Consider the following 24,244-nt stretch of genomic DNA (forward strand, 5'->3'; position numbering starts at 1 on the left):
TCGATGACCCAGCCGATCCGCATCAAGGACCACGAGAAAGACGCACGTCTCGTACGCGCTCGGGTCGTGTTCGGCGCTTTTATGGTGGTGGGGCTAATCGGGGTGCTGATTGCGCGCCTGTATTTCCTGCAGGTGATCCAGTACGACTATCACTCCACGCTGTCGGAAAACAACCGGGTGCATGTGCAGCCTATTCCGCCGACCCGTGGGCTGATTTTCGACCGTAATGGCGTGGTGGTCGCGGATAACCGGCCCAGCTTTAGCCTGAGCATGACCCGCGAACGTTCCGGTGATTGGCAGCAGATCCTTGATGTGATCGTCGAGGTGCTGCAGTTGACCCCAGAAGACCGCGTGATCTTCGAAAAGCGCATGAAGCAGGGGCGCAGGCCATTCGAGCCGGTGCCGATCCTGTTTGAGCTGACCGAAGAGCAGATTGCCCGGATCGCGGTGAACCAGTTCCGTCTGCCGGGTGTGGAAGTGGTGGCGCAGTTGGTGCGGCACTACCCGCAGGGGCCGCACTTTGCGCACTCTGTCGGCTACATGGGGCGAATCAACGAGAAAGAGCTGAAAAGCCTCGACCCGGTCAATTACAGCGGCACCCACCATATCGGCAAGACTGGCATCGAGCGTTTCTACGAGCCAGAACTGCACGGCCAGGTGGGTTACGAAGAAGTCGAGACCAACGCTCGCGGCCGTGTGCTTCGGGTGCTCAAGCGCACCGATCCGGTGCCGGGCAAGGACATCGTGCTGAGCCTGGATATCAAGTTGCAGGAAGCCGCCGAGATGGCCCTGGGCGGTCGGCGTGGCGCGGTGGTCGCGCTGGACCCGAAGACCGGTGAAGTGCTGGCGATGGTCAGCCAACCAAGCTTCGACCCCAACCTGTTTGTGACCGGAATCAGCTTCAAGGCTTACGCCGAGTTGCGCGATTCCATTGACCGGCCGCTGTTCAACCGCGTATTGCGCGGCCTGTACCCGCCGGGTTCGACGATCAAGCCGGCGGTGGCGATTGCGGGTCTGGACGCGGGCGTGATCACGGCCTCCAGCCGAGTCTATGACCCTGGCTACTACATGCTGCCCAACTACGATCACAAATACCGTAACTGGAACCGCACCGGTGACGGCTATGTCGACTTGGACACCGCGATCATGCGCTCCAACGACACCTATTTTTACGACCTGGCTCACAAGCTGGGGATTGATCGCCTATCCACCTATATGCGCAAGTTCGGCCTCGGTCAAAAAGTCTCCCTGGACATGTTCGAAGAGTCCCCAGGCTTGATGCCGTCGCGCGAATGGAAGCGCGCGACCCGCCGCCAGGCGTGGTTCCCGGGCGAGACGCTGATCCTCGGCATCGGCCAGGGCTACATGCAGGCCACGCCGCTGCAGCTGGCCCAGGCCACGGCGCTGGTGGCCAACAAAGGCATCTGGAACCGTCCGCACCTGGCCCGGACCATCGAAGGCGAAAAGCCGGTGGATGACAACCCGATCCCCGACATTGTGCTGCGTGACCCGTCGGACTGGACCAAGGTCAACCATGGCATGCAGCAAGTGATGCACGGTGCCCGCGGTACGGCGCGCAAAGCGGCCATTGGCGCGCAATACCGTATTGCCGGTAAGAGCGGTACCGCGCAAGTAGTGGCGATCAAGCAAGGCGAGAAATATGACCGCTCCAAGATTCAGGAGCGCCACCGTGACCACGCCTTGTTTGTCGGCTTCGCGCCGGCCGACGATCCGAAAATTGTGGTGGCGGTGATGGTCGAAAACGGCGAATCCGGCTCCGGCGTCGCGGCCCCGGTGGTGCGCCAGATCATGGACGCCTGGCTGTTGGCCGACGACGGCAGGCTCAAGCCCGAATATGGCGGCCCCCCGTCAAGCACCGAGGTTACGGCCCATGAAGAGTAATTTTGACCGCATCCTCTCCAGCGAGGACGTGATGCGTCGCCGTGCGACGTTGCTGCAACGCATTCACATTGATGGCCCGTTGCTGATCCTGTTGCTGACATTGGCAGCCGGCAGCCTGTTCGTCCTGTACTCGGCCAGCGGCAAGAACTGGGACCTGCTGATCAAGCAAGCGTCGTCGTTCGGCCTGGGCCTGTTGTCGATGGTCGTGATCGCCCAGCTTGAACCACGGTTCATGGCGCGTTGGGTGCCGCTGGGCTACGTCGTCGGGGTGCTGCTGCTGGTGGTCGTGGACGTGATGGGCCACAACGCCATGGGCGCGACGCGCTGGATCAACATTCCGGGGGTGATTCGCTTCCAGCCGTCGGAATTCATGAAGATTCTGATGCCGGCAACCATCGCCTGGTACTTGTCCAAGCGCACCTTGCCGCCGCAGCTCAAACACGTGGGCATCAGCCTGATCCTGATTGGCGTGCCGTTTGTGCTGATCGTGCGCCAGCCAGACCTTGGCACCTCGCTGCTGATCCTGGCGGGCGGTGCCTTCGTGCTGTTCATGGGCGGTTTGCGCTGGCGCTGGATCCTCAGCGTGCTGGCTGCCGCCGTGCCCGTGGCCGTGGCCATGTGGTTCTTCTTTATGCATGACTACCAGAAGCAGCGAATCCTGACCTTCCTCGACCCTGAAAGCGACCCGCTCGGCACCGGCTGGAACATCATCCAGTCGAAGGCCGCCATCGGTTCCGGCGGCGTATTTGGTAAGGGATGGTTGCTGGGCACCCAATCGCACTTGGACTTTTTGCCCGAGAGTCACACCGACTTCATTATTGCGGTACTGGGCGAAGAGTTTGGCCTGGTGGGCATTTGCGCGCTGCTGCTGATCTATTTGCTGTTGATCGGTCGCGGCCTGGTGATCACCGCGCAGGCGCAGACGTTGTTCGGAAAATTGCTGGCCGGCGCCCTGACCATGACTTTTTTTGTTTACGTTTTCGTCAACATCGGTATGGTCAGTGGCCTGTTGCCGGTTGTTGGGGTGCCGTTGCCGTTCATTAGCTACGGCGGAACTTCGCTGGTGACATTGATGTCAGCGTTTGGGGTTTTGATGTCGATTCATACGCATCGCAAATGGATCGCACAGGTTTGAATAAGGTGAAGATGTCAATGCAAGTAATGCGCGGCTGGGCGACTCGGCATGCGTCCTGGATGGGCCTGATTGGGCTGCTGGGCGCAACGCAAGAGGCGCAGGCCGGTGACTACGATGGTTCACCCCAGGTCGCCGAGTTTGTCGGTGAAATGACCCGCGACTATGGTTTCGCGGGTGAGCAACTGATGGGCGTGTTCCGCGAAGCCCAGAAAAAACAGGCGATCCTCGACGCCATTTCTCGCCCTGCCGAACGCGTGAAGCAGTGGAAGGAGTATCGCCCGATGTTCCTCACCGACGCCCGCGTGGCGCGGGGTGTGGACTTCTGGCGCCAGCATGAGGCAGTACTGGCCCGCGCCGAGCAGGAATACGGTGTGCCAGCCCAGGTCATTGTCGCGATCATTGGCATCGAAACCTTTTACGGGCGCAATACCGGCAGTTACCGGGTGATCGACGCCTTGTCGACCCTGGGCTTCGATTACCCGCCGCGCGCCGACTTCTTCCGCAAGGAGCTGCGCGAATTCCTGCTGCTGGCTCGCGAAGAGCAGGCCGACCCGCTGAGCCTCAAGGGTTCCTACGCGGGTGCGATGGGCTTGCCGCAGTTCATGCCGAGCAGCTTCCGCGCCTATGCCGTTGACTTTGACGGTGATGGGCATATCAATATCTGGAGCAATCCGGACGATGCCATCGGCAGTGTGGCCAGCTACTTCAAGCGTCATGGCTGGGTCGGCTGCGAACCGGTGGTGATCCGCGCCGATGTCACGGGGGATCGCGCCGACGAAGGCCTGACCCAAGGCATTGAGCCGGCCAAGACGGTCGGGGAGTTGCGGGCGCTGGGCTGGTCGAGTCAGAATGCGCTGCCTGATGATCTGCCGGTGACGGCGTTCCGTCTTGAAGGCGAACATGGCCCGGAATACTGGATGGGCCTGAAGAATTTCTACGCAATCACGCGTTATAACCGCAGTGTGATGTACGCCATGGCCGTGCATCAGCTGTCAGACATGCTGGTCCAAGCACGGGGCAACAAGTAATGCGGGCATCGCCGTTCAATAAACCGCTCAAGCTGGTGGCGTTCGCCGCGTTGTCCCTGCTGGTCGTCAGTTGTTCCACCAGTCGTGGTCCAGCGCAGAAGGCCGGGGGCACTGTTGTCCGTGCCCAGCCGGGCCTGGACATCAACCGCGCGCACAAAGATGGCGCGCCGTGGTGGGACGTCGACGTGTCGAAGATCCCGGACGCCACGCCGACCCTGCACACCGGCCCGTACAAGGCGAACCCTTATACCGTGCTGGGCAAAAGCTACTTTCCCCTGCAGGAATCCAAGACGTACGTCCAATCGGGTACAGCGTCCTGGTATGGCACCAAATTCCATGGCCAGAACACCGCCAACGGCGAAGTGTATGACCTGTACGGCATGAGCGCGGCCCACAAGACCCTGCCGCTGCCCAGCTACGTACGCGTGACCAACCTGGACAACAACCGCACGGTGATCCTGCGGGTCAACGACCGCGGGCCGTTCTATTCGGACCGCATCATCGACTTGTCGTACGCTGCCGCGAAGAAACTCGGTTATGCCGAAATCGGTACTGCGCGCGTGAAGGTTGAAGGTATCGACCCGGCGCAATATTGGGCCCAGCGCGGCAAGCCAGCGCCGTTGATGCTCAATGAGCCGCAAACCCAGCAGCCGCAAGTGACCGCCTCAACGGGCAAGGTCGAGCAGTGGACGCCTCCGCCGCAGCAGCATGCTCCGGACACCGTCGTCGTACCCAGGGCTGCACCAGGCGCTGCCGTAGCGGGCGGGCAATACCTGCAGGTCGGCGCTTTCGCCAACCCGGATGCGGCAGAACTGTTAAGGTCCAAGCTGAGCGGCATGGTCAACGCGCCGGTTTTTATCAGCTCCATCGTGCGTAACCAGCAGACCCTGCATCGCGTGCGGATGGGGCCGATAGGCTCGCCGAGCGAAGTCGCGCAAGTGCAGAACAGCGTGCGCATGGCAAACCTGGGGCAACCCAGCGTGGTTACCGCCGAATAACAGAGAATTGATGGTTCTGGCTCGTGCGCGGGTCAGGGCTGTGGTTGTTGGCTCGTTTGACAATAAAAACCCAGGGGCAAGGGGTGAGCGGGCAACCGAATACGCGACAGTCTGGCAACGGGCTGTCTGAATGAGTTTTGCCCGCGAGGGCAAGTTTCCATAAGCAATTTCGAGAGACGGATGAACATCACCACCTTAGCCAAACGCACGTGCCTGCTTCTTTCGCTGATCATCACCCCGGCCGCCTGGGCCGTTGAAATGGTGCCGGCTTCCCCGCAACTGGCCGCCAAGTCCTGGGTTCTCATGGATGCCGCCAGTGGCAACGTGCTGGTCGAGAGCAACGGTGACCAGCGCCTGCCACCGGCCAGCCTGACCAAACTGATGACCGCCTATATCGCGACCCTGGAAATCCGTCGCGGCCAGATCGGCGAGAACGATCCGGTGACCGTCAGCGAAAACGCCTGGCGTACCGGCGGCTCGCGGATGTTCATCAAGGTCGGTTCGCAGGTGACTGTAAGCGACCTGCTGCACGGCATCATCATCCAGTCCGGTAACGACGCCAGCGTCGCCCTGGCCGAGCACATCGCCGGCAGCGAAGACGCGTTCGCCGACATGATGAACAAGACGGTGACTGACCTGGGCATGACCAACAGCCACTTCATGAACCCGACCGGTCTGCCGAACCCAGATCACTACTCGTCGGCTCACGACATGGCAATCCTGGCGCGCGCGATCATTCGTATCGACCCGGTGCACTACGCGATCTACTCCCAGAAAGAGTTCTACTGGAACAACATCAAGCAACCTAACCGCAACCTGCTGCTGTGGCGCGACAAGACCGTTGACGGTCTGAAAACCGGCCACACCGAAGAAGCCGGCTACTGCATGGTGTCGTCCGCTGTACGTGACGGCCAACGCCTGATCGCCGTGGTCTTCGGCACCAACAGCGAGCAGGCCCGTGCGGCCGAGACGCAAAAACTGCTGACCTACGGTTTCCGCTTCTTTGAAACCCAGACCTTCTACCAGAAGGGTGCTGAGCTGGCGACCGCGCCGGTTTGGAAGGGCGCTACCTCCCAAGTCAAGGCCGGCCTGGCTGAAGACCTGACCCTGACCATGCCTAAAGGCCAGCTGAAAAAGCTCGCTGCCAGCATGACCATGAACCCGCAATTGGTTGCGCCAATCGCCAAGGGCGATGTGATCGGTAAAGTCGAAGTGAAGCTGGACGACAAGGTGGTGCACAGCGCCGACCTGATCGCCCTGGACGCCGTCGACGAGGGTGGTATCTTCCGCCGCGTGTGGGATAGCATCCGTCTATTCTTCTACGGCTTGTTCAACTGATAGTGTGCATCTGCAAAGCCCCGCGTTGATCCGACGCGGGGCTTTGTTGTCGCCAAGGCTTACGCTTACGAGGCCGTTACGCCATGACCGATACCGAAGTAAAGGCGCCAAAGATCGAATTCCCGGTGGTGGACTATCCCATCAAGATCATCAGCGACACCGGCGTAGGCCGCAAAGACTTGATCCTTGAGATAGTGCGCAAGCACGCCACGATCAATGATGAGCGTGTGGACGAGCGATCCAGCTCCACAGGCAAATACACCACGATCCAGTTGCACATCGTTGCGACGGGTCAAGACCAGCTCTACGACATCAACAGTGAACTGCGGGCCACTGGCTTCGTGCACATGGTGTTGTGATGTCACAGGTCCTGGGCTTTCGCGAGCTCGGCCGGATGGCCTACGCGCCCGTCTGGCACGCCATGCAGCGGTTCACTAACGAACGCGGCACGTCGGCCCCCGATGAAATCTGGCTGGTGGAACATCCGCCGGTATTTACCCAGGGCCAGGCCGGCAAGGCCGAGCACTTGCTGCTGCCGGGGGATATTCCGGTGGTGCAGGTCGACCGAGGTGGCCAAGTGACTTACCATGGGCCCGGTCAGCTTGTCGCTTATCTGTTGCTGGATGTGCGCAAGCTAGGGTTCGGCGTGCGCGACCTAGTCAGCCGCATGGAGGCTTGCCTGATCGAGCTGTTGGCCAGTTACGGCGTGACCGCCGCGGCCAAGCCGGATGCGCCGGGTGTGTATGTGGACGGCGCGAAAATCGCCTCCCTGGGGCTGCGTATTCGCCACGGCTGTTCCTTCCATGGCTTGGCCTTGAACGTGGACATGGACCTGGCACCGTTCCGGCGGATCAACCCATGTGGCTATGCCGGGTTGGCGATGACGCAACTGAGTGATCACGCCACACCGATTAAATTTGCCGAGGTAAGTGCCCGGCTGCGTGAGCAGCTCGTCAAACACCTCGACTATGCTGAGCAGACGACCCTTACGGGCGGAATCGACTGATTATGACTACTGATGCAGTGCAAACCATGATCCCGACGTTGGACGTTACCGACCGTGCGGCCCCGGCCCCGCGTGCCAAGGTGGAAGCCGGCGTCAAGCTGCGCGGCGCCGAGAAGGTTGCACGCATTCCGGTGAAGATCATTCCGACCACCGAACTGCCGAAGAAACCTGACTGGATCCGCGTGCGCATCCCGGTTTCGCCGGAAGTCGACCGTATCAAGGCCCTGCTGCGCAAACACAAGCTGCACAGCGTGTGCGAAGAAGCGTCCTGCCCAAACCTGGGCGAGTGCTTCTCCGGCGGCACCGCCACCTTCATGATTATGGGTGACATCTGCACCCGTCGTTGCCCGTTCTGCGACGTGGGCCACGGCCGTCCGAAGCCACTGGACGTCAACGAGCCGGAAAGCCTGGCCATCGCCATTGCCGACCTTAAGCTCAAGTACGTGGTGATCACCTCGGTTGACCGCGACGACCTGCGTGACGGCGGTGCCCAGCACTTTGCCGACTGCATCCGCGAAATCCGTAAGTTGTCGCCAAACGTCATGCTAGAAACCCTGGTGCCGGACTACCGTGGCCGTATGGACGTGGCGCTGGAAATCACCGCTGCCGAGCCGCCGGATGTGTTCAATCACAACCTGGAAACCGTGCCACGCCTGTACAAGGCCGCGCGCCCGGGTTCGGACTACCAGTGGTCGCTGACCCTGCTGCAGAAATTCAAGCAAATGATGCCGCACATTCCGACCAAATCCGGCCTGATGCTGGGCCTGGGCGAGACCGACGAAGAAGTGATCGAAGTCATGCAGCGCATGCGCGAACACGACATCGACATGCTGACCCTGGGCCAGTACCTGCAACCGTCCCGCAGCCACTTGCCGGTGCAGCGTTTCGTGCACCCGGACACCTTCGCCTGGTTCGCCGAGGAAGGTTACAAGATGGGCTTCAAGAACGTTGCGTCGGGGCCGTTGGTGCGTTCGTCATACCATGCGGACGAACAGGCCAAGTTGGTCAAGGCTAGCCTGGTCTCGTAACACAGATTTGGCCAACACCGCTGATCCAATGTGGGAGCGGGCGTGCTCGCGAAGGCGGTGTTTTTCAGTCACCTGATTTATTGACTGACACTGCGCCTTCGCGAGCACGCCCGCTCCCACATTTCGTTCCGCGTCTGCCAAGGAGAGTTGTGGATGAGCATTGCCGTACCTGCCTTGCGACCCGAAGGCACCATCGCCCTGATCGCTCCCGCCGGCCCCGCCACGCTGGACGTCGAAAAGGCCGACCAATGGATGCGCGCCCACGGCTACGACCTGCGAATCTTCCCTGGCGTCTATGAGCGCGACGGCTACCTGGCCGGCAGCGATAAAGTCCGCCTAAACGACCTCCATAAAGCCTTTGCCGACCCTGAAATCGACGCCATCTTCTGCCTGCGCGGCGGCTACGGCACGCCGCGTCTGCTTGATAGCCTGGATTTCGACCTGCTACGCGCCCATCCCAAGCCGTTCGTAGGTTATAGCGACATCACCGCTCTGCACCTGGCGATCAGCCGATATGCCGGCTTCGTGACCTTCCACGGGCCGATGCTCAATGCCGATCTGCTGGGCGATAAGCAACAACCCACCGAATCCTCGCTGTTCAGTCTGCTGCGCGGCCAACTGAGTGCTGGTAGCCAGTTGATACACCCGGTGGCTTACCCGCTGACTACGATTGAACCGGGCATCGCCTGCGGGCGTTTGCTGGGCGGCAATCTGTCGATGATCGCGGCTGTCATGGGCACGCCCTACGAGATGGATGCTGAGGGCATCATCCTGTTTATCGAAGACGTCAACGAGCCCCTCTACCGCATCGACCGTCTGCTCACGCACCTGCGTCTGGCAGGCAAGCTGGCCCAGGTTGCGGGTGTGCTGGTGGGGGATGTGGCGGGTGTGGACAAGGATGCGTTGGAGCGGCTGCTCAAGCAGACCTTTGAACCGCTGTGCATTCCGGTATTGTCCGGCTGGCGCAGTGGGCATTGTGATCCGAACCTGACGTTGCCGATGGGCGCGTTGGTCAGGTTGGATGCGGGGGGACAGCGGGTGGTGTTGGAGCAGGATGTGGTCTTCAAGGACTGAGTTTGATATCGCCTGCCAGGCAGTCATCGCAGGCAAGCCAGCTCCCTCAGGGAAATGCATTCCAACTGTTGGGGCTGGCTTGCCTGCGATGGCGGTAGTCGCCTTACAAGGGTCTACCTGTTCTGCAACGATTCCAGCAGCTTCACCGTCGGATACCCATCCGCCGGCCAGCCCAGCGCTTGCTGCGCCGCACGAATCGCCTTGCGCGTATTGGCGCCGATGATCCCGTCCGGGTTCCCCGCGTCATAGCCGTTGGCACTCAGCGCTGTCTGCAAGTCGATACGCTGGGAGCGACTCAGCGGCAGCTCATCCTTCGGCCAGTCACCACGAATTACACCACCGCCACCGAACCTTTCCGACAACAGGCCAACCGCCAGCGCGTAGGACGACGAGTTGTTGTACCTGAGGATTGCGCGGAAGTTATCCAGCACCAGGAACGCCGGGCCACGGTAGCCCGCCGGCAACAGCAGGGCGGCTGACAGCTGGTCGGCGTTGGGCGGCATGCTGGCGCCCGGTGGCAGTTGGATACCAAGTTTCAGCCATTCGGCGACTGTCTTGCGAATGCCGCCATCGGCCAGGGCGTAATCGAAGTTCGCCGGCAGTTGTTTCACCTCGAAGCCCCATGGCTGGCCTTTCTGCCAGCCGGAGCTTTGCAGGTAGTGCGCGGTGGAGGCGAGCGCGTCCGCTGGGCTGTTCCAGATGTCGCGGCGACCGTCGCCATCGAAGTCGACGGCATGGGTGTTGTAGGTGGTCGGGATAAATTGGGTCTGGCCCATGGCGCCGGCCCAGGACCCTTTCATCTGGTCTGCCTGGATGTCGCCGTGCTGGATGATCTGCAGCGCTGCCAACAGTTGCGCCTGGGCGAATGCTGGGCGACGGCCTTCATAGGCCAGGGTCGCCAGCGAACGAATCACCGAGTTATTGCCCTGGAACTGGCCGAAGTTGCTTTCCATGCCCCACACCGACACCAGCGCCTGGCGGTCGACGCCATAACGTTGCTCGATGCTTTGCAGGATATCGGCGTATTTGTTCAACAATGCCTGGCCATTACGCACGCGCACCGGCGAGAGGGCGCCGTCGAGGTATTCCCACACGGGGCGGGAAAATTCCGGCTGGCTGCGGTCGGCGCGGATTACCGCCATATCAGGGGTGACATTGGCGAAAGCGTTGTCGAACACGGCTTCGGTGATGCCGGCCTGCATGGCTTGCACGCGAAAGCCAGCCTGCCATTCGGCAAAGGTCTGGGTCGGTTGGATATCAAGATTGTCCAACGCCAGCGGGGCCACGACAGCGGGCGCTACCACGGGGGCGGTCTGTAACTTTGGCAGTGGTTGAGCGTCGGCGGCGGTCGGTTTCTCCGCGCAGGCGACTAGCAGAATGAGGCTGGAGGCAGCGATCAATTGGCGAAGGTGCCAACGACGGGGAAGACTAGAGGGCATGCACAGGTCCAGAGATTACAAATCAGGTGCAGACCTTATCATGTCAGAGGGGCGCTTGCCTTCAGGCAGCCAGAAAGTAAGAAGCCTCCCAGCTATTAGACTGGAAGGCTTCGCGGCGGTAGCTGCCTTTGCCCTTGCCGGCGCGTTCCTGACGGCTGCGGAACAGTGGCTGGGCAATGATGGATTTGGCCTTGTTGGGGCCATGCTTGGATGGCTTTTTGCTCATGATGGTTACTCTCGTGGGGTGGGTGGAACGGCGCAAATGATCGGCCGAAGTTCACCCGCTGTAAAGCCCAGCGATGTGTAGGCGCTTTCGCAAGCTGAAGTAAGTACGGTTAATGTGGGAGCTGGCTTGCCTGCGATAGCATCACCTCCATGCATCTGAAAAGCCGAGGTGCCTGCATCGCGGGCAAGCCCGGCGCCCACAGGGGAATGTGGTGTTTTAAGAAAGTGTTATTCAGCAGGCAGTGTCAGGCGCTGGCCGGCCATCAACAGCGACAAACGGCTCAAGCTCATCCACGGCGATCCCGCTGCCTGGCCCTTGATCTGCGCATCGATGCGCTGCGCTTCCAGCAAAAGCTGCGCCCAGCGTTGTGCCGAGTGCCGTTGCAGGGCCTTGCTCATCAAGGGTTTGCGTTTGTCCCAGACCGGTGGCCGGGCTTGGCTGAACGCTTTGTCCAGCGGCGTGCCCTGGCTGAATTGCAGGGCAATGTTGGCCAGCACCCGCAGTTCTCGTGCAAGGGCCCAGAGAATCACCGGCGGCTCCACGCCTTCGCCGCGCAAGCCTTCAAGCATGCGCAGGGCATGGGCGGGTTCGCCATTGAGGATGGCATCCACCAGCCCGAACACATCAAAGCGCGCACTGTCGGCCACCGCGCCCTGGACGGTCTCAACGGTGATTTGCCCGTCTTCGGCCATCAGCTTGAGCTTTTCGATCTCTTGGGCTGCGGCAAGCAAGTTGCCTTCGACCCGGGCGGCGATCAGCTCCACCGCATCCTGGGTCGCCGACAGCCCCGATTGGGACAGGCGTTGGCGAATCCATTGCGGCAACTGGTTGCTGTCGACTGGCCAGATCTGGATGAACTGGGTCTGAGCCCCTTCAACCAGAGCCTTGCCCCACTTGGTTTTCTGCGCGCTGCCGTCAAGCTTGGGCAGGCTGATCAGCAAGACCGTGTCTTCGGCGGGTCGTGAACAGTATTCAATGAAGGCGGCGGCACCCTTGTCACCTGGCTTGCCCGAAGGCAGGCGCAGTTCCAACAGGCGCTTTTCGGCAAACAGCGACATGCTCGCGCCGGCTTGCAGCAACGTGCCCCAGTCGAAACTGGCGTCGGCGCTGAAGACCTGGCGTTCATCGAAACCTTGCTGGCGTGCGGCGGTGCGGATGGCGTCTGCGGCTTCCTGGCACAGCAACGGGTCATCACCGCTGACGATGTAGACAGGCGCAAGGCCACCTTGCAGGTGTTTGGCGAGTTGGGCGGGGGCGAGTTTCATAGGCAGTGTAAACGGGGCGCCAGGGGCGCCCCGTTTGGCTTACTCGACAGGTACTTCAACAGGCGATTGTTTCGGCGTGTTGTCTTCGTATTCTTTGGCGGCTTTCAGTGCGTCGGCATCAGCCTTGGCCTTGTCGTCAGCGCGTTGCTGCAGGGTTTCCAGTTGTTCCGGGGTGATCATCGACAGGCGCAGCACCATGCGCTGTACCAGTTCGCGACGCATCTCCTTACGCACCTGAATGATTTCGGAGTCCGAACCCACCAGGTTGTTGCCGTCGTGGCTAACGATTTTCTGAATCTGGATGTCGTCACCCATCAATGGCAGGTGGTCGCGGCCCTGGATTTCAAAGCTGAGCACGGTGCTCAGTTCGATATCGGACGCACGCCCGGCGCTGGCATAGCTGAGGTTACGCTGGGTTTGTTTTTCATTGGCCAGGAACAGCTTGTAGGTCGCGCCGGTGTAGACGTGAACGCCACTGTTCTCCAGGACCTGACGCAGCTGTGTCACAGTTTCGCTGTAGGCGTCGCGGGCACTGACGTCCAGTTCCTTGATCGCCATTTCGTGGGTGCCGGTACCGCGCAGCTGGAAGCCGCAAGCGCTCAGCAACACGGCAAGGCCCATAACCAGCAAATTGCGTTTGATCATTTTGTTGCTCCCCTTGAAACCATGTGGGCCTTATCGAGGCCCTGAAGGCTTTGTTCGGCGCAGGGCTCAAGCCCTGCGCCCGATCCGATTAGCTAGCGACGATATTGACCAGTTTGCCAGGCACTACGATCACTTTGCGGATCGTCAGGCCTTCGGTAAAACGCAGCACGTTTTCGTTGATGCGGGCAGCCGCTTCGACGTCTTCGCGGCTGGCGCTGGCTGGCATGTCGATCTGGCCACGCAGTTTACCGTTGACCTGGATCACCAGTTGCAGCGTGTCCTGTACCAGGGCGCTGTCATCCTGCACCGGCCAGCGCGCGTCGATGACGGCGCCGCTGTGGCCCAGACGGTTCCACACGTCGTGGCTGATGTGCGGCGTGATCGGGGCCAGCAGCAGGGTGACTGTTTCCAGGCCTTCCTGTACCAGCGCGCGATCCTGTTCAGTGGCTTGCGGCGCTTTTTCCAGCACGTTCATCAGCGTCATCACCTGGGCGATGGCGGTGTTGAATTTGTGGTGCTGGCCGACGTCCTGGCTGGCTTGCTTGATGGCCAGGTGGGTGCTGCGTCGAATGAGTTTCTGCTCGTCGCTCAACGCCGCTACGTCCAGTTTGCCCGGCAAGCCCTGGCTGATGTGGGCATGCGCCAGGCGCCAGACGCGCTTGAGGAAGCGGTGCGAGCCTTCGACGCCAGAGTCGGACCATTCGGCGCTCATGTCAGGCGGCGAGGCGAACATCATGAACAGGCGGCAGGTGTCGGCGCCGAACTGGTCGATCATTGACTGTGGGTCAACGCCGTTGTTTTTCGACTTGGCCATCTTCTCGGTGCCGCCGATTTCCACGGGCAGGCCGTCGGCGATCAGCTTGGCGCTGATGACCTTGGCTTTGCTGTCGCGCTCAAGCTCGACGTCGGCCGGGTTGAACCAAGTGTAGGCGCCGTTGGCTTCACGGCGGTAGTAAGTCTCGGCGACCACCATGCCCTGGGTCAGCAGGTTCTTGAACGGCTCATCCGAACTCACCAGGCCTTCGTCGCGCATCAGCTTGTGGAAGAAGCGCGCGTACAGCAGGTGAAGGATGGCGTGTTCGATACCGCCGATGTACTGGTCCACCGGCAACCAATGGTCGGCTGCGGACTTTTCGACCAGGCCGCCTTCATAGTGTGGCGAGGCGTAGCGGGCGTAGTACCACGAGGACTCGACGAAGGTGTCCATGGTGTCGGTTTCACGCTTGGCAGGCGCGCCGCATTTCGGGCAGCTGCACGCGTAGAACTCGGGCATGCGCGCCAGTGGCGAACCGGCGCCATCCGGCACCACGTCTTCCGGCAGGACCACCGGCAGTTGGTCTTCCGGTACCGGCACATCGCCACAGCTTTCGCAGTGGATGATCGGGATCGGGCAGCCCCAGTAGCGCTGGCGGCTGATGCCCCAGTCGCGCAGGCGGAACTGGGTGCGCGAGGCACCGAGGTTCTTCTTGATCAGCGCGACTTCGATCGCGTCGAACGCGCCCTGGAAGTCCAGGCCGTCAAATTCGCCGGAGTTGATCAGTTCACCGTGCTCGCCGTAGGCGTCTTGCCACGGGGCCGGGTTGGTGTCGCCCGCGCGGGTGCGCACCACGGATTTGATTGGCAGGTTGTACTTGGTGGCGAATTCGAAATCGCGCTCGTCGTGAGCCGGCACAGCCATTACGGCGCCATCACCGTAGTGCATCAGCACATAGTTGGCGACCCATACCGGCAGCTTTTCGCCCGTCAATGGATGTTCAACAAACAGCCCGGTCGGCAGGCCTTTTTTCTCTTGGGTGGCGACGTCGGCTTCAGCCACGCTGCCGCCTTTGCATTCGGCGATGAACGCCTGCAGCTCAGGGTTGTTCTGGGCTGCCTGGGTGGCCAGCGGGTGTTCGGCGGCCACGGCGACGTAAGTCGCGCCCATCAGGGTGTCCGGACGGGTAGTAAACACTTTGAGCGCGCCCGCTGCGCCGATCGAATCGACGTTATACGGGAACTGCACTTCCATGCCCTTGGACTTGCCGATCCAGTTGCGTTGCATGGTCTTGACCTGTTCAGGCCAGCCCGGCAGGTCGTCGAGGCTCGACAAGAGTTCATCCGCGTAGGCGGTGATCTTGAAGTAGTACATCGGGATTTCGCGCTTTTCGATCAGCGCGCCGGAGCGCCAGCCGCGACCGTCGATCACCTGTTCGTTGGCCAACACGGTCTGGTCGATCGGGTCCCAGTTCACGGTGCCGCTCTTTTTGTAGATCACGCCTTTTTCGAACAGCCGCGTGAACAACCATTGTTCCCAGCGGTAGTAGTCCGGCTTGCAGGTGGTCACTTCGCGGGACCAATCCACCGCCAAGCCCAGGCTGCGCAGCTGGTTCTTCATGTAGGCGATGTTTTCGTAGGTCCACTTGGCAGGCGCCACGTTGTTTTTCATCGCGGCGTTTTCCGCCGGCATGCCGAAGGCGTCCCAACCCATGGGTTGCAGGACGTTCTTGCCTTGCATGCGCTGGTAGCGGGAAATCACGTCACCGATGGTGTAGTTGCGCACGTGCCCCATGTGTAGCTTGCCGCTGGGATAAGGGAACATCGATAGGCAATAGAAAGTCTCCTTGCCTGGCTGTTCACTGACTTCAAAGGACTTTTGCTCGTCCCAGAAGGCTTGGGCGGCATTTTCTATTTCACGGGGCTGATATTGTTCGTGCATGGCTACTTTTGAACTGAATAGGGGTGGCCTAATCCTCTTCGGTGCAACGTTCAGGTTGATCGACACCAAAAAGCGGCGCGTCCGTGCCCAAACCCTGCGGGAAGTGGAGTTACAGGAAGCGCCGTAGCATACATGACCCCACTCTATCGAGGGAAACCCTGATTGCGCAGGCAGGGCCGTCTGTCGCGGCGGCAGGCAGGGGCAGCCATGGGGGCTACGCTGTTTATTGGGGAGTAAGTCTTATCTTCAATGAGGTGAGGGGATGGTTGAATCGCAGCGAATCGTATCGAAACCGGATATCTACGAAGGACTGATTGACCGATTGGGTCGTGCATTGGATGCAGCGAGAACAGCGGGCCGATTGCGTGATGAGCGGCCTGTTGAGTTGGAACTGCGTGGTTTGAGCCGCGCAGAGCTGGAACTGATCGAGGCCTATTTGGAACGCAATGGGCGCAGTGCGCCTCCCTGGGTGGCAAACCCGCCAGCAGGGGAGCCTACGCACTCAGCCAAGGTGGTGTGGCTCAAGGACTTGTCGGCCGGTCGTGGCCCGCAAAAGCTTCGGTCCGCCCGCTACAAGTAGTTCATTCCCTCCTGAACGCGTCATCGCGCTGCACTGTAAAGATTGTCGCTAAACCCCGTTACACCTTAGGCTTCGGGCATCTATGGAGATGCCCGATGCCTATTCGTTATTTCATCAAACAATTGCTCCTGCCGCCCGGCATTCTCTTGTTGCTGCTGGCGCTTGCCTGGTGGTTTCGTCGCAGCCGGCCACGCTTGGCGGGTTGCTGCTTTGCCCTGGGTTTTGGCGGCATGTGGCTGATCAGCCTGCCGGTGATGGTGGAGTGGGGCGCACGGGCCCTGGAAACCGAGCCACCGCTGGCGCGGGAGGACTGGTCGACACTGGCTCAGCGCGCCGACGCCATTGTGGTGTTGGGTTCGGGGCGCGAGCGCGGCGACCCGGCCTGGGGCGCCGACCAGCCCACCGGTATCGGTCTGGAGCGCCAGCGGTATGCCGCACGATTGGCCAAGGCCTCCGGGCTGCCGGTGCTGACCACTGGCGGCCTGCATTACGGCACGCCGCCGAGCGAGGCAGAGTTGATGTCAGTCTCGATGCGCGATGACTTCGGTGTGACGGTGCGCTGGAAGGAAGAGCGCAGCCGCACCACGTGGGAAAATGCGCAGATGAGTGCTGAGATTCTGCTACCCGAGGGCGTCAAACGCGTAGTGGTGGTGACTCAGGCCTGGCACATGCCGCGTGCGGTGTGGAGTTTTGAAAAGGCTGGCTTCACCGTGGTGCCTGCGCCAGTGGGGTTCCTGGGCGTAGACAATGCCAGACCGCTGGGTGGTTGGATGCCGGAGTTCAAGTCGGTGTGGCAGAGCGGGCAGTTGATCAATGAAGCGGTGGGGCAGATAGGCTACCGGTTGTTTTATCGGTAACTCGCAACACCGCAGGCCAATTGTGGGAGCAGGCAAGCCAGCTCCCACATTGTTATGTGTTTGTCTGTTAGACGGTTTTGGACATGCGACCGGCCAGCAGCGCCCAGCCAAACAGCCCCAGGCACACAATGATCAACGGCCACGAGCGCCATTGCAGGTACGGCGTGAGGTTGTGCATCGGTACCACTTCACCATAGAGAATGCCGCGCTCAAACTGGGGGATCTGCACGGTGATCTGCCCATATGGGTTGATCAGGCCGGTCACGCCATTGTTGGTAGCACGGATCATCCAGCGGCCGGCTTCCAGTGCACGCATCTGCGCCATTTGCAGGTGTTGCAAAGGGCCGATGGAGCGGCCGAACCAGGTGTCGTTGCTGATGGTCAGTAACAGATCACTCTGGGCCGAGAGGCCAGCGGCGAACTCCGGGTACACCACTTCGTAGCAAATGAACGGCGCAATCTGATAGCCCTTGGCCTGTAGCATGGCCTGGTCGGCAGGGCCACGGGCGAAGTCCGACATCGGCAGGTCAAAGAAGGCAATTAGCCCCCGCAGCATGTCCTGCAGCGGCACGTATTCGCCAAAGGGCACGAGCTTCTGCTTGAGGTAGGTGCCATCGCCTTCGCCCACCACGGTGATGCCGTTGAAGTAGCGCATCTGGTGGTGCACTTCCTGGCGGATCGGTACACCGGTAATCAGCGCCGTGTGCCGGTCGGCGGCGAACTTGCCCATCATGCCCAGGTAGCCTTCGACAGACTCCTTGAGCACCGGCACCGCCGTCTCCGGCCATACCAGCAGGTCGACACGCTTTGAGCTCAAACTCATGTCGCGGTACAGCGCAAGCTGTGCATTGAGCTGCTCCGGGTCCCACTTCATGCTTTGTTCGACATTGCCCTGAATGGCTGCGACGCTCAGTGGCGCCCCAGACGGGCTGGTCCAGGCGTGATGCTTGAGTGCCAGGCCGATGGCCCAAGGCGCCACCAGCAATACCAGGCCTGCGCCGATAAACGCGTTGCGCTTAGTGGCCAACAGGCGCGGCAGGTTGCACAGCAGGGCTGCCGTCAGCGCCAGTGCAAAGGAAATCAGCCACATGCCGCCCACTGGCGCCAAGCCTGTGAGCGGACCGTCGAGCTGGCTGTAACCGGAGTACAGCCACGGGAAACCGGTGAGGAACCAGCCGCGAAACGCTTCCTGACCGACCCACAACGCCGCAAACGTCAGTGCATCCGCCAACGGCGCTTCATTGCGGCGCAACCAGCGCGCCCACAACCAGGCGGGCAGGGCGAAGAACCAGGCGATGGCGGCGGTAAACAGCAGCATCAAGAAGCCAGCCAGCAGCACCGAGGCACCGCCGAAATGGTGGATGCTGTAATAGATCCAACTGGTGCCCGCGCCAAACAGGCCAAAACCGAAGCACCAGCCACGGCCCAAGGCCTGGCGGGGGCTCAGGTCTCGCAGTCCCACATAGAACAAGGCGACCGCTACCAGTGCAAATGGCCACAGATCGAACGGTGCCAGCGCCAGGGTGGTGATGGCGCCGGCCACCACGGCCAGCAAATTACCGGGCCAGCCGGGTGCGATCAAACGGCGCATGTAGGGGTGGGTCATCAGCTATTTCCTGTGTCGCACCGGGCCTGCTGCGGCACAGGGCAAGGCGCGAGGAGTGTAGTTTGGTTTTTTCAAATGAACGACGAGTAACGCAGCCCTGTGTCGCAGCAGGCCCGGCCCTACGGGTTACCCCTGAGAGCGGGCCATGCTGCGTGGCAGGCCTTGAAAAGGGAATGCCATTCCCTGCGGCCTGCGCTTTGCCTGGCCCGCTCTCAGGAGCAACGCGACACAGTAAATAGCTGATGACCCACCCCTTCCTTAGCGGGCAATAGGTGTTAGACGGATCAGGTGGATACGGCGGCTGTCCGCATTCAGGATACGGAAGCGATACGCGCCGATCTCGGTGGTTTCGTTACGTTTTGGTAGATGCCCGAACGCACTCATCACCAGGCCACCCACGGTGTCGAACTCATCGTCGGAGAATTCGCTGTCGAAGAACTCGTTGAAGTTCTCGATCGGCGTCAACGCTTTGATCAGGAAGTCACCGCTGGGCAGCGGCTTGATGTAGCTGTCTTCTTCGACGTCGTGTTCGTCTTCGATGTCGCCAACGATCTGTTCCAGCACGTCTTCAATGGTGACCAGGCCGGCGACGCCGCCGTATTCGTCGATCACAATGGCCATGTGATTGTGGTTGGCGCGGAATTCCCGCAGCAGCACGTTCAGGCGCTTGGATTCAGGCACGAAGGTGGCCGGACGCAGCAGGTCCTTGATGTTGAAGTTGTCACCGTTCTCCTTGAGGATCAACGGCAGCAAATCCTTGGCCAGCAGGACACCCATGACGTCGTCATGGCTTTCACCGATCACGGGGTAGCGCGAGTGCGCCGAGTCGATCACGGCCGGGAGGAATTCCCGTGGGGTCTGGGTCGCCTTGATACTGATCACCTGCGAGCGCGGGACCATGATGTCGCGTACTTGCAGGTCAGCCACCTGAATGGCGCCCTCGACGATAGCCAGCGCTTCGCTGTCCAGCAACTTGTTCTGATGGGCCTCGCGCAGTAGCTCAAGCAGCTCCTGGCGGTTTTTCGGCTCGTGGGCAAAAGCCTGGGTGATTTTACCCAGCCATGACTTCTGCCCGTTGCTCGATCGGTCTTCGCTCATAGCGATTACTCTGAATCCTTTAGTGTGACAGTTGAGTGTTTTTAAACTTCGTCGTCTGCATACGGGTCTGGATGACCCAGTTCTGCAAGCAACGTTTGTTCCAGTGTTTCCATCTCGCAGGCTTCGTCATCGTCTATATGGTCGTAACCCAAGAGATGCAAGCAGCCGTGGATGACTAGATGGGCCCAATGGGCTTCAAGTTCCTTGCCTTGTTCCTTGGCCTCGCGCTCCACCACCGCGACACAGATGACCAGGTCGCCCAGTAGCGGGATATCCAGCAGTTCATCGGGTACGTCGGCGGGGAAGGACAGTACGTTGGTCGCGTAATCCTTCTGGCGCCAGGTGTGGTTCAATTCGCGGCCTTCGGGCTCGTCGACCAGGCGAATGGTCAGTTCCGAATCAGCGGTGCGCTGGCGCAGGGCCAGCGCACACCATTGGCGGAACTGCTCTTCGCTGGGCGCGGGCGCTTCGGTTGCCAGCTGCAGGTCTAGCTCAAGCATCGCGGCGAGTGTCCTTGGACAAACCGTCGTCACGGTGTTCGAAGCGCTCGTAGGCTTCGACAATGCGCTGCACCAGCGGGTGGCGCACCACGTCCTTTGGCGAGAAATGCGTGAAACTGATACCCGGCACGTCTTTGAGCACTTCAATCACATGGCTCAGGCCCGACTTCGTGCCCTTGGGCAGGTCAACCTGGGTAATGTCGCCGGTGATAATGGCCGTGGAGCCGAACCCGATGCGGGTCAGGAACATCTTCATCTGCTCGACCGTGGTGTTCTGGCTTTCGTCGAGGATGATGAAGCTGTTGCTCAAGGTGCGGCCGCGCATGTAGGCCAGCGGGGCGATCTCGATCACTTGGCGCTCGATCAGCTTGGCCACGTATTCAAAGCCGAGCATCTCGTAAAGCGCGTCGTAGAGCGGGCGCAGGTACGGGTCGATCTTCTGCGCCAGGTCGCCGGGCAGGAATCCGAGTTTTTCGCCGGCCTCGACCGCCGGGCGAACCAGCAGGATGCGGCGCACTTGCTCGCGCTCCAGTGCGTCGACCGCGCAGGCCACGGCCAGGTAGGTCTTGCCGGTACCCGCAGGGCCGATGCCGAAGTTGATGTCATTACCGAGGATTGCCTTGACGTACTTCTGCTGATTCAAGCCCTTTGGGCGAATCATGCCTTTTTTGGTACGCAGGGCCACGCTGGCTTCGGCCACGGGGTTGTTGGCCAAATCTTCCACAGCCGATTCCTGCAAATACAGGTGCACGGTTTCCGGCGACAGCTCGCTACCCTTGGTTTCGCGGTAGAGCCGACGCAGCAGGTTTTCTGCAGATTTGGTGTATTGGGCCTCACCAATGAGCTCGAACTGATTGCCGCGGTTGCGGATTTCGATGCCCAGGCGTTGTTCGATCAGGCGCAGGTGCTCGTCGAACTGTCCGCACAGATTGGCGAAACGGCGAGCCTCAAAGGGCTCGAGGAGAAAACGATGGGGTTCTGCTATGGGTGCGTTCAAGGTCGCTTTTAGCCGCCCTTTGGCTGTTGAGGTGAAATAGAGAATAACGCCAGCCGCCTGTGTGCGAAAGCACTTAAATGGACTGGCCTCACTCTCAAGAACTACAAATAACGACTGTGGGAGCTGGCTTGCCTGCGATGGGGCCTGCACATTCAAAAGAGATGTCGCCTGTTACATCGCTATCGCAGGCAAGCCAGCTCCCACATTTGGTCCACATTTATCCTGGGATTGTCAGTTGATCAAAGAACCACGCAACGAATGGGGCTGCGCGGCATCAATGTGCACATCGGCAAACTGGCCGATCAAGGTCGGATTATCGCAACGGAAGTTTACGATGCGGTTGTTTTCAGTACGCCCTTGCAGTTCGCCCGGATCTTTTTTCGAGTAATCGGTGACCAGGATCCGCTGGGTGGAACCGACCATTTGTCGGCTGATCTCGAAACCCTGCTGGTTCAAGCGGTGTTGCAGCGCGTTCAAGCGCTCTTTTTTCAGTGCTTCCGGGGTTTCGTCCAGCAAGTCGGCCGCCGGGGTGCCGGGGCGCTGGCTGTAGACGAACGAGTAGGAGAAGTCGAAACCGACGTCTTCGATCAGCTTCATGGTCTGCTCAAAGTCTTTCTCGGTTTCACCGGGGAAGCCAACGATAAAGTCCGAGCTGATGCAGATACCCGGCACCGCCGCGCGCAATTTGCGCAGTTTGGATTTGTATTCCAGCGCCGTATGGTTGCGCTTCATCGCCGACAGGATGCGGTCCGAGCCCGATTGCACCGGCAGGTGCAGGTGTTTGACCAGCTCCGGCACCTCGGCGTGAGCCTGGATCAGACTGTCGGAGAACTCCAGCGGGTGCGAGGTGGTGTAGCGAATGCGCTCGATACCGTCCACGGCGGCGACCACGCGGATCAGCTCCGCCAGGTCGGCCAGGCGGCCATCGTGGGTCAGGCCGCGATAGCCGTTGACGTTCTGGCCCAGCAGCGTCACTTCGCGCACGCCGTTTTCGGCCAAGTGGATGATCTCCGACATGACATCGTCAAACGGCCGGCTGACTTCTTCACCGCGAGTGTAGGGCACTACGCAGAACGTACAGTACTTGCTGCAGCCTTCCATCACCGACACGTAGGCGCTTGGCCCATCGATACGGGGCTCGGGCAAGTGGTCGAACTTTTCGATCTCCGGGAAGGACACGTCGACCTGCGGCAGCTTGGTGATGCGCGCCGCGTCGATCATTTCAGGCAGGCGGTGCAGGGTCTGTGGGCCGAAGACCACGTCGACATAGGGTGCGCGGTCGCGGATCGCGGCACCTTCCTGGCTGGCCACGCACCCGCCGACGGCGATCACCATCTCCGGGTTGGCCAGTTTCAATTCACGCCAGCGGCCCAGTTGTGAATACACACGGTCCTGAGCGCGTTCGCGGATCGAGCAGGTATTGAGCAGGATCACGTCGGCATCTTCGGCGCGGGCGGTGACTTCCAGGGCCTGGTGTTCGCCCAGCAGGTCGACCATGCGCGAGCTGTCGTACTCGTTCATCTGGCAACCGTGGGTTTCGATATAAAGCTTCTTGGCCATGGGAATCGTCAACTGGTGGTAAAGAACCGCGCATTATAGGGGGCATGCCCATTGGTTCCTAGCGTTGTGCATCGGGTGCCATGCTATAGTTCGCGCCCTCTTTTATATCCCCGATGTGTTGCTCGCCCACCATGACCAAACGTGAAGCTCCAATCTATAAGGTGATTTTCCTCAACCAGGGCCAGGTGTTCGAAATGTACGCCAAGCAGATCTATCAGAGCGATCTGTGGGGTTTCCTGGAGGTGGAAGAGTTCGTCTTTGGCGAGCGCACCCAGTTGGTCGTCGACCCGGGCGAAGAGAAGCTCAAGGCTCAGTTCGAAGGCGTGGTGCGCAGTTTTGTGCCGATGCATTCGATTGTGCGCATCGATGAAGTCGAGCGCCTGGGCACGCCGAAAATCAGCGAAGCGCGGGGCGTGAGCAATGTCATGCCGTTTCCGATGCCGATGCCTGAGAAGTAGGGCTTCAGACCGTGTCGCGCCCTTCGCAGGCAAGCCCCACATTTTAATGCATCCCACAGTTGGAACTCGGTCAACTGTGGGCGCTGGCTTGCCTGCGATGGCGGTAGACGGGTTTAGCTGAGTCAGGGCAGGGGTGAGAAAGGCGAGCGCCCATCGGCACTCTGCAGCTCTTGCAGGTAGTTGCGGAAAATCTGCCCCAGCACCTGGGTCGCCACTTCCAATTCATCACGCTGCATGTGCTCGGCCACTTCGTCGGCCGTATCCAGCGCATCTTCCGCACCGTTGACCGCCGCCATTTTCAGCACGATATACGCCTGGACGTTATTGGCCGGCACACCTTCGCCCTTGAAGAACATGGTACCCAGCTGGAACTGCGCCTGGGCGTGCCCCTGCAACGAGGCTTTCTCGAAGTAGCTCAAGGCCTTGTTGAGGTCGCGGGCGGGGTTTTTGCTGTCGTGGAAGTACTCACCCAACTCGTATTGCGCCTGCGCATTCCCGTCCTCGGCCTGTTTCCGGCACGCGCTCAGCGCTTCGGCCTGGCTGTCTGGCTGGGTATTGAGGGTGCAACGACCCATCGCTGGGATTAACAACGAGTTGCCGCCTGCTTGTGCATGTGCCAGCAGCGGCTGAAGGAGCAACAGGCAGCCCAGAACCAGGGTGCGGCCGGTGCGTTTCATGGGAATCGACTTACCTCTGACGGGGCACGCGGACCCTCGTGGGATCCAATAAGCGCGCATTATGAAATAAGCAGGCCTCTGCTTACAAAGTCTTTACTCGTTTTTCTGCTGGTTGGGCAAGTTATCTGCCGG

23 protein-coding genes are annotated in these 24,244 nt (G+C 60.6%); 12 read left to right on the top strand and 11 right to left on the bottom strand.

Annotated features, from left to right (window positions below; translation table 11 throughout):
- The first annotated feature begins 3 nt into the window (after window positions 1–3).
- From mrdA to AACY08_RS21955, 9 genes are all read left to right on the top strand, one after another.
- Window positions 4–1,902: a penicillin-binding protein 2 gene (mrdA, locus tag AACY08_RS21915; RefSeq protein ID WP_339471377.1), complete on the top strand. Its 1,899-nt coding sequence runs from the start codon at window positions 4–6 to the stop codon at window positions 1,900–1,902.
- A 31-nt stretch (window positions 1,903–1,933) separates the two neighbouring features.
- Window positions 1,934–3,037, top strand: a complete 1,104-nt coding sequence (gene rodA, locus AACY08_RS21920) for a rod shape-determining protein RodA (protein ID WP_339471462.1) — start codon at window positions 1,934–1,936, stop codon at window positions 3,035–3,037.
- Between the two features lie 17 nt (window positions 3,038–3,054).
- On the top strand, window positions 3,055–4,065 hold the full coding sequence (mltB, locus tag AACY08_RS21925; protein ID WP_339471378.1) for a lytic murein transglycosylase B: 1,011 nt from the start codon (window positions 3,055–3,057) through the stop codon (window positions 4,063–4,065).
- Window positions 4,065–5,063, top strand: coding sequence for a septal ring lytic transglycosylase RlpA family protein (locus tag AACY08_RS21930; RefSeq protein ID WP_339471379.1), 999 nt, complete (start codon window positions 4,065–4,067; stop codon window positions 5,061–5,063). The genes mltB and AACY08_RS21930 overlap by 1 nt, the downstream gene beginning before the upstream one ends.
- 180 nt (window positions 5,064–5,243) lie before the next feature.
- A complete protein-coding gene (locus AACY08_RS21935) occupies window positions 5,244–6,401 on the top strand; it encodes a D-alanyl-D-alanine carboxypeptidase family protein (protein ID WP_339471380.1) in 1,158 nt (385 codons plus the stop codon).
- Window positions 6,402–6,484: 83 nt separating this feature from the next.
- Entirely contained in the window at window positions 6,485–6,760 is a 276-nt protein-coding gene (locus AACY08_RS21940) for a DUF493 domain-containing protein (protein WP_065891172.1), read from the top strand.
- Window positions 6,760–7,407: a lipoyl(octanoyl) transferase LipB gene (gene lipB, locus AACY08_RS21945; RefSeq protein WP_339471381.1), complete on the top strand. Its 648-nt coding sequence runs from the start codon at window positions 6,760–6,762 to the stop codon at window positions 7,405–7,407. The genes AACY08_RS21940 and lipB overlap by 1 nt, the downstream gene beginning before the upstream one ends.
- 26 nt (window positions 7,408–7,433) lie before the next feature.
- A complete protein-coding gene (gene lipA / locus AACY08_RS21950; RefSeq protein ID WP_339471463.1) occupies window positions 7,434–8,435 on the top strand; it encodes a lipoyl synthase in 1,002 nt (333 codons plus the stop codon).
- 153 nt (window positions 8,436–8,588) lie between these two features.
- Complete coding sequence (locus AACY08_RS21955; protein ID WP_339471382.1) at window positions 8,589–9,509, top strand: S66 peptidase family protein; 921 nt, start codon at window positions 8,589–8,591, stop codon at window positions 9,507–9,509.
- A gap of 113 nt (window positions 9,510–9,622) precedes the next feature.
- Here the strand turns inward: AACY08_RS21955 and AACY08_RS21960 are convergent, their stop codons facing one another.
- The 5 genes from AACY08_RS21960 to leuS all read right to left on the bottom strand — a co-directional run bounded on the left by AACY08_RS21960 (window position 9,623) and on the right by leuS (window position 15,779).
- Window positions 9,623–10,948 (bottom strand): lytic murein transglycosylase, encoded by a 1,326-nt coding sequence (locus AACY08_RS21960; protein ID WP_339471383.1) that lies wholly within the window; start codon window positions 10,946–10,948, stop codon window positions 9,623–9,625.
- Between the two features lie 61 nt (window positions 10,949–11,009).
- On the bottom strand, window positions 11,010–11,174 hold the full coding sequence (gene arfA, locus AACY08_RS21965) for an alternative ribosome rescue factor ArfA (RefSeq protein ID WP_003176285.1): 165 nt from the start codon (window positions 11,172–11,174) through the stop codon (window positions 11,010–11,012).
- A 227-nt stretch (window positions 11,175–11,401) separates the two neighbouring features.
- Window positions 11,402–12,439 (bottom strand): DNA polymerase III subunit delta, encoded by a 1,038-nt coding sequence (gene holA / locus AACY08_RS21970; RefSeq protein WP_339471384.1) that lies wholly within the window; start codon window positions 12,437–12,439, stop codon window positions 11,402–11,404.
- A 39-nt stretch (window positions 12,440–12,478) separates the two neighbouring features.
- The gene (locus AACY08_RS21975) at window positions 12,479–13,084 is read right to left on the bottom strand and encodes an LPS-assembly lipoprotein LptE (RefSeq protein WP_339471385.1); all 606 of its coding nucleotides are present in this window, start codon (window positions 13,082–13,084) and stop codon (window positions 12,479–12,481) included.
- An 88-nt stretch (window positions 13,085–13,172) separates the two neighbouring features.
- Window positions 13,173–15,779 (bottom strand): leucine--tRNA ligase, encoded by a 2,607-nt coding sequence (gene leuS, locus AACY08_RS21980; protein WP_339471386.1) that lies wholly within the window; start codon window positions 15,777–15,779, stop codon window positions 13,173–13,175.
- A 262-nt stretch (window positions 15,780–16,041) separates the two neighbouring features.
- Between leuS and AACY08_RS21985 the strand changes: the two genes are divergently transcribed.
- Together AACY08_RS21985 and AACY08_RS21990 are read left to right on the top strand one after the other, a co-directional pair.
- Entirely contained in the window at window positions 16,042–16,359 is a 318-nt protein-coding gene (locus AACY08_RS21985) for a hypothetical protein (protein ID WP_339471387.1), read from the top strand.
- Window positions 16,360–16,454: 95 nt separating this feature from the next.
- Window positions 16,455–17,216 (top strand): YdcF family protein, encoded by a 762-nt coding sequence (locus AACY08_RS21990; protein WP_339471388.1) that lies wholly within the window; start codon window positions 16,455–16,457, stop codon window positions 17,214–17,216.
- 67 nt (window positions 17,217–17,283) lie between these two features.
- Here the strand turns inward: AACY08_RS21990 and lnt are convergent, their stop codons facing one another.
- The 5 genes from lnt to miaB all read right to left on the bottom strand — a co-directional run bounded on the left by lnt (window position 17,284) and on the right by miaB (window position 22,977).
- Window positions 17,284–18,807, bottom strand: coding sequence for an apolipoprotein N-acyltransferase (gene lnt / locus AACY08_RS21995; RefSeq protein WP_339471464.1), 1,524 nt, complete (start codon window positions 18,805–18,807; stop codon window positions 17,284–17,286).
- Between the two features lie 273 nt (window positions 18,808–19,080).
- A complete protein-coding gene (locus AACY08_RS22000; protein WP_339416906.1) occupies window positions 19,081–19,920 on the bottom strand; it encodes an HlyC/CorC family transporter in 840 nt (279 codons plus the stop codon).
- 41 nt (window positions 19,921–19,961) lie between these two features.
- On the bottom strand, window positions 19,962–20,420 hold the full coding sequence (gene ybeY / locus AACY08_RS22005; protein WP_049711386.1) for an rRNA maturation RNase YbeY: 459 nt from the start codon (window positions 20,418–20,420) through the stop codon (window positions 19,962–19,964).
- On the bottom strand, window positions 20,413–21,417 hold the full coding sequence (locus tag AACY08_RS22010; RefSeq protein ID WP_339416904.1) for a PhoH family protein: 1,005 nt from the start codon (window positions 21,415–21,417) through the stop codon (window positions 20,413–20,415). The genes ybeY and AACY08_RS22010 overlap by 8 nt, the downstream gene beginning before the upstream one ends.
- Before the next feature lie 231 nt (window positions 21,418–21,648).
- Window positions 21,649–22,977, bottom strand: coding sequence for a tRNA (N6-isopentenyl adenosine(37)-C2)-methylthiotransferase MiaB (miaB, locus tag AACY08_RS22015; RefSeq protein ID WP_339416903.1), 1,329 nt, complete (start codon window positions 22,975–22,977; stop codon window positions 21,649–21,651).
- Window positions 22,978–23,108: 131 nt separating this feature from the next.
- Between miaB and AACY08_RS22020 the strand changes: the two genes are divergently transcribed.
- Complete coding sequence (locus AACY08_RS22020) at window positions 23,109–23,435, top strand: DUF1820 family protein (RefSeq protein ID WP_003236992.1); 327 nt, start codon at window positions 23,109–23,111, stop codon at window positions 23,433–23,435.
- Between the two features lie 122 nt (window positions 23,436–23,557).
- On the opposite strand, the gene AACY08_RS22025 is transcribed toward AACY08_RS22020, so the two are convergent.
- Window positions 23,558–24,112 (bottom strand): tetratricopeptide repeat protein, encoded by a 555-nt coding sequence (locus AACY08_RS22025; protein ID WP_339471390.1) that lies wholly within the window; start codon window positions 24,110–24,112, stop codon window positions 23,558–23,560.
- Window positions 24,113–24,244: the final 132 nt, after the last annotated feature.

The sequence above is a fragment of the Pseudomonas sp. EL_65y_Pfl1_R83 genome (genome assembly GCF_963970695.1).
Taxonomy (GTDB): Bacteria; Pseudomonadota; Gammaproteobacteria; order Pseudomonadales; family Pseudomonadaceae; genus Aquipseudomonas; species Aquipseudomonas tritici.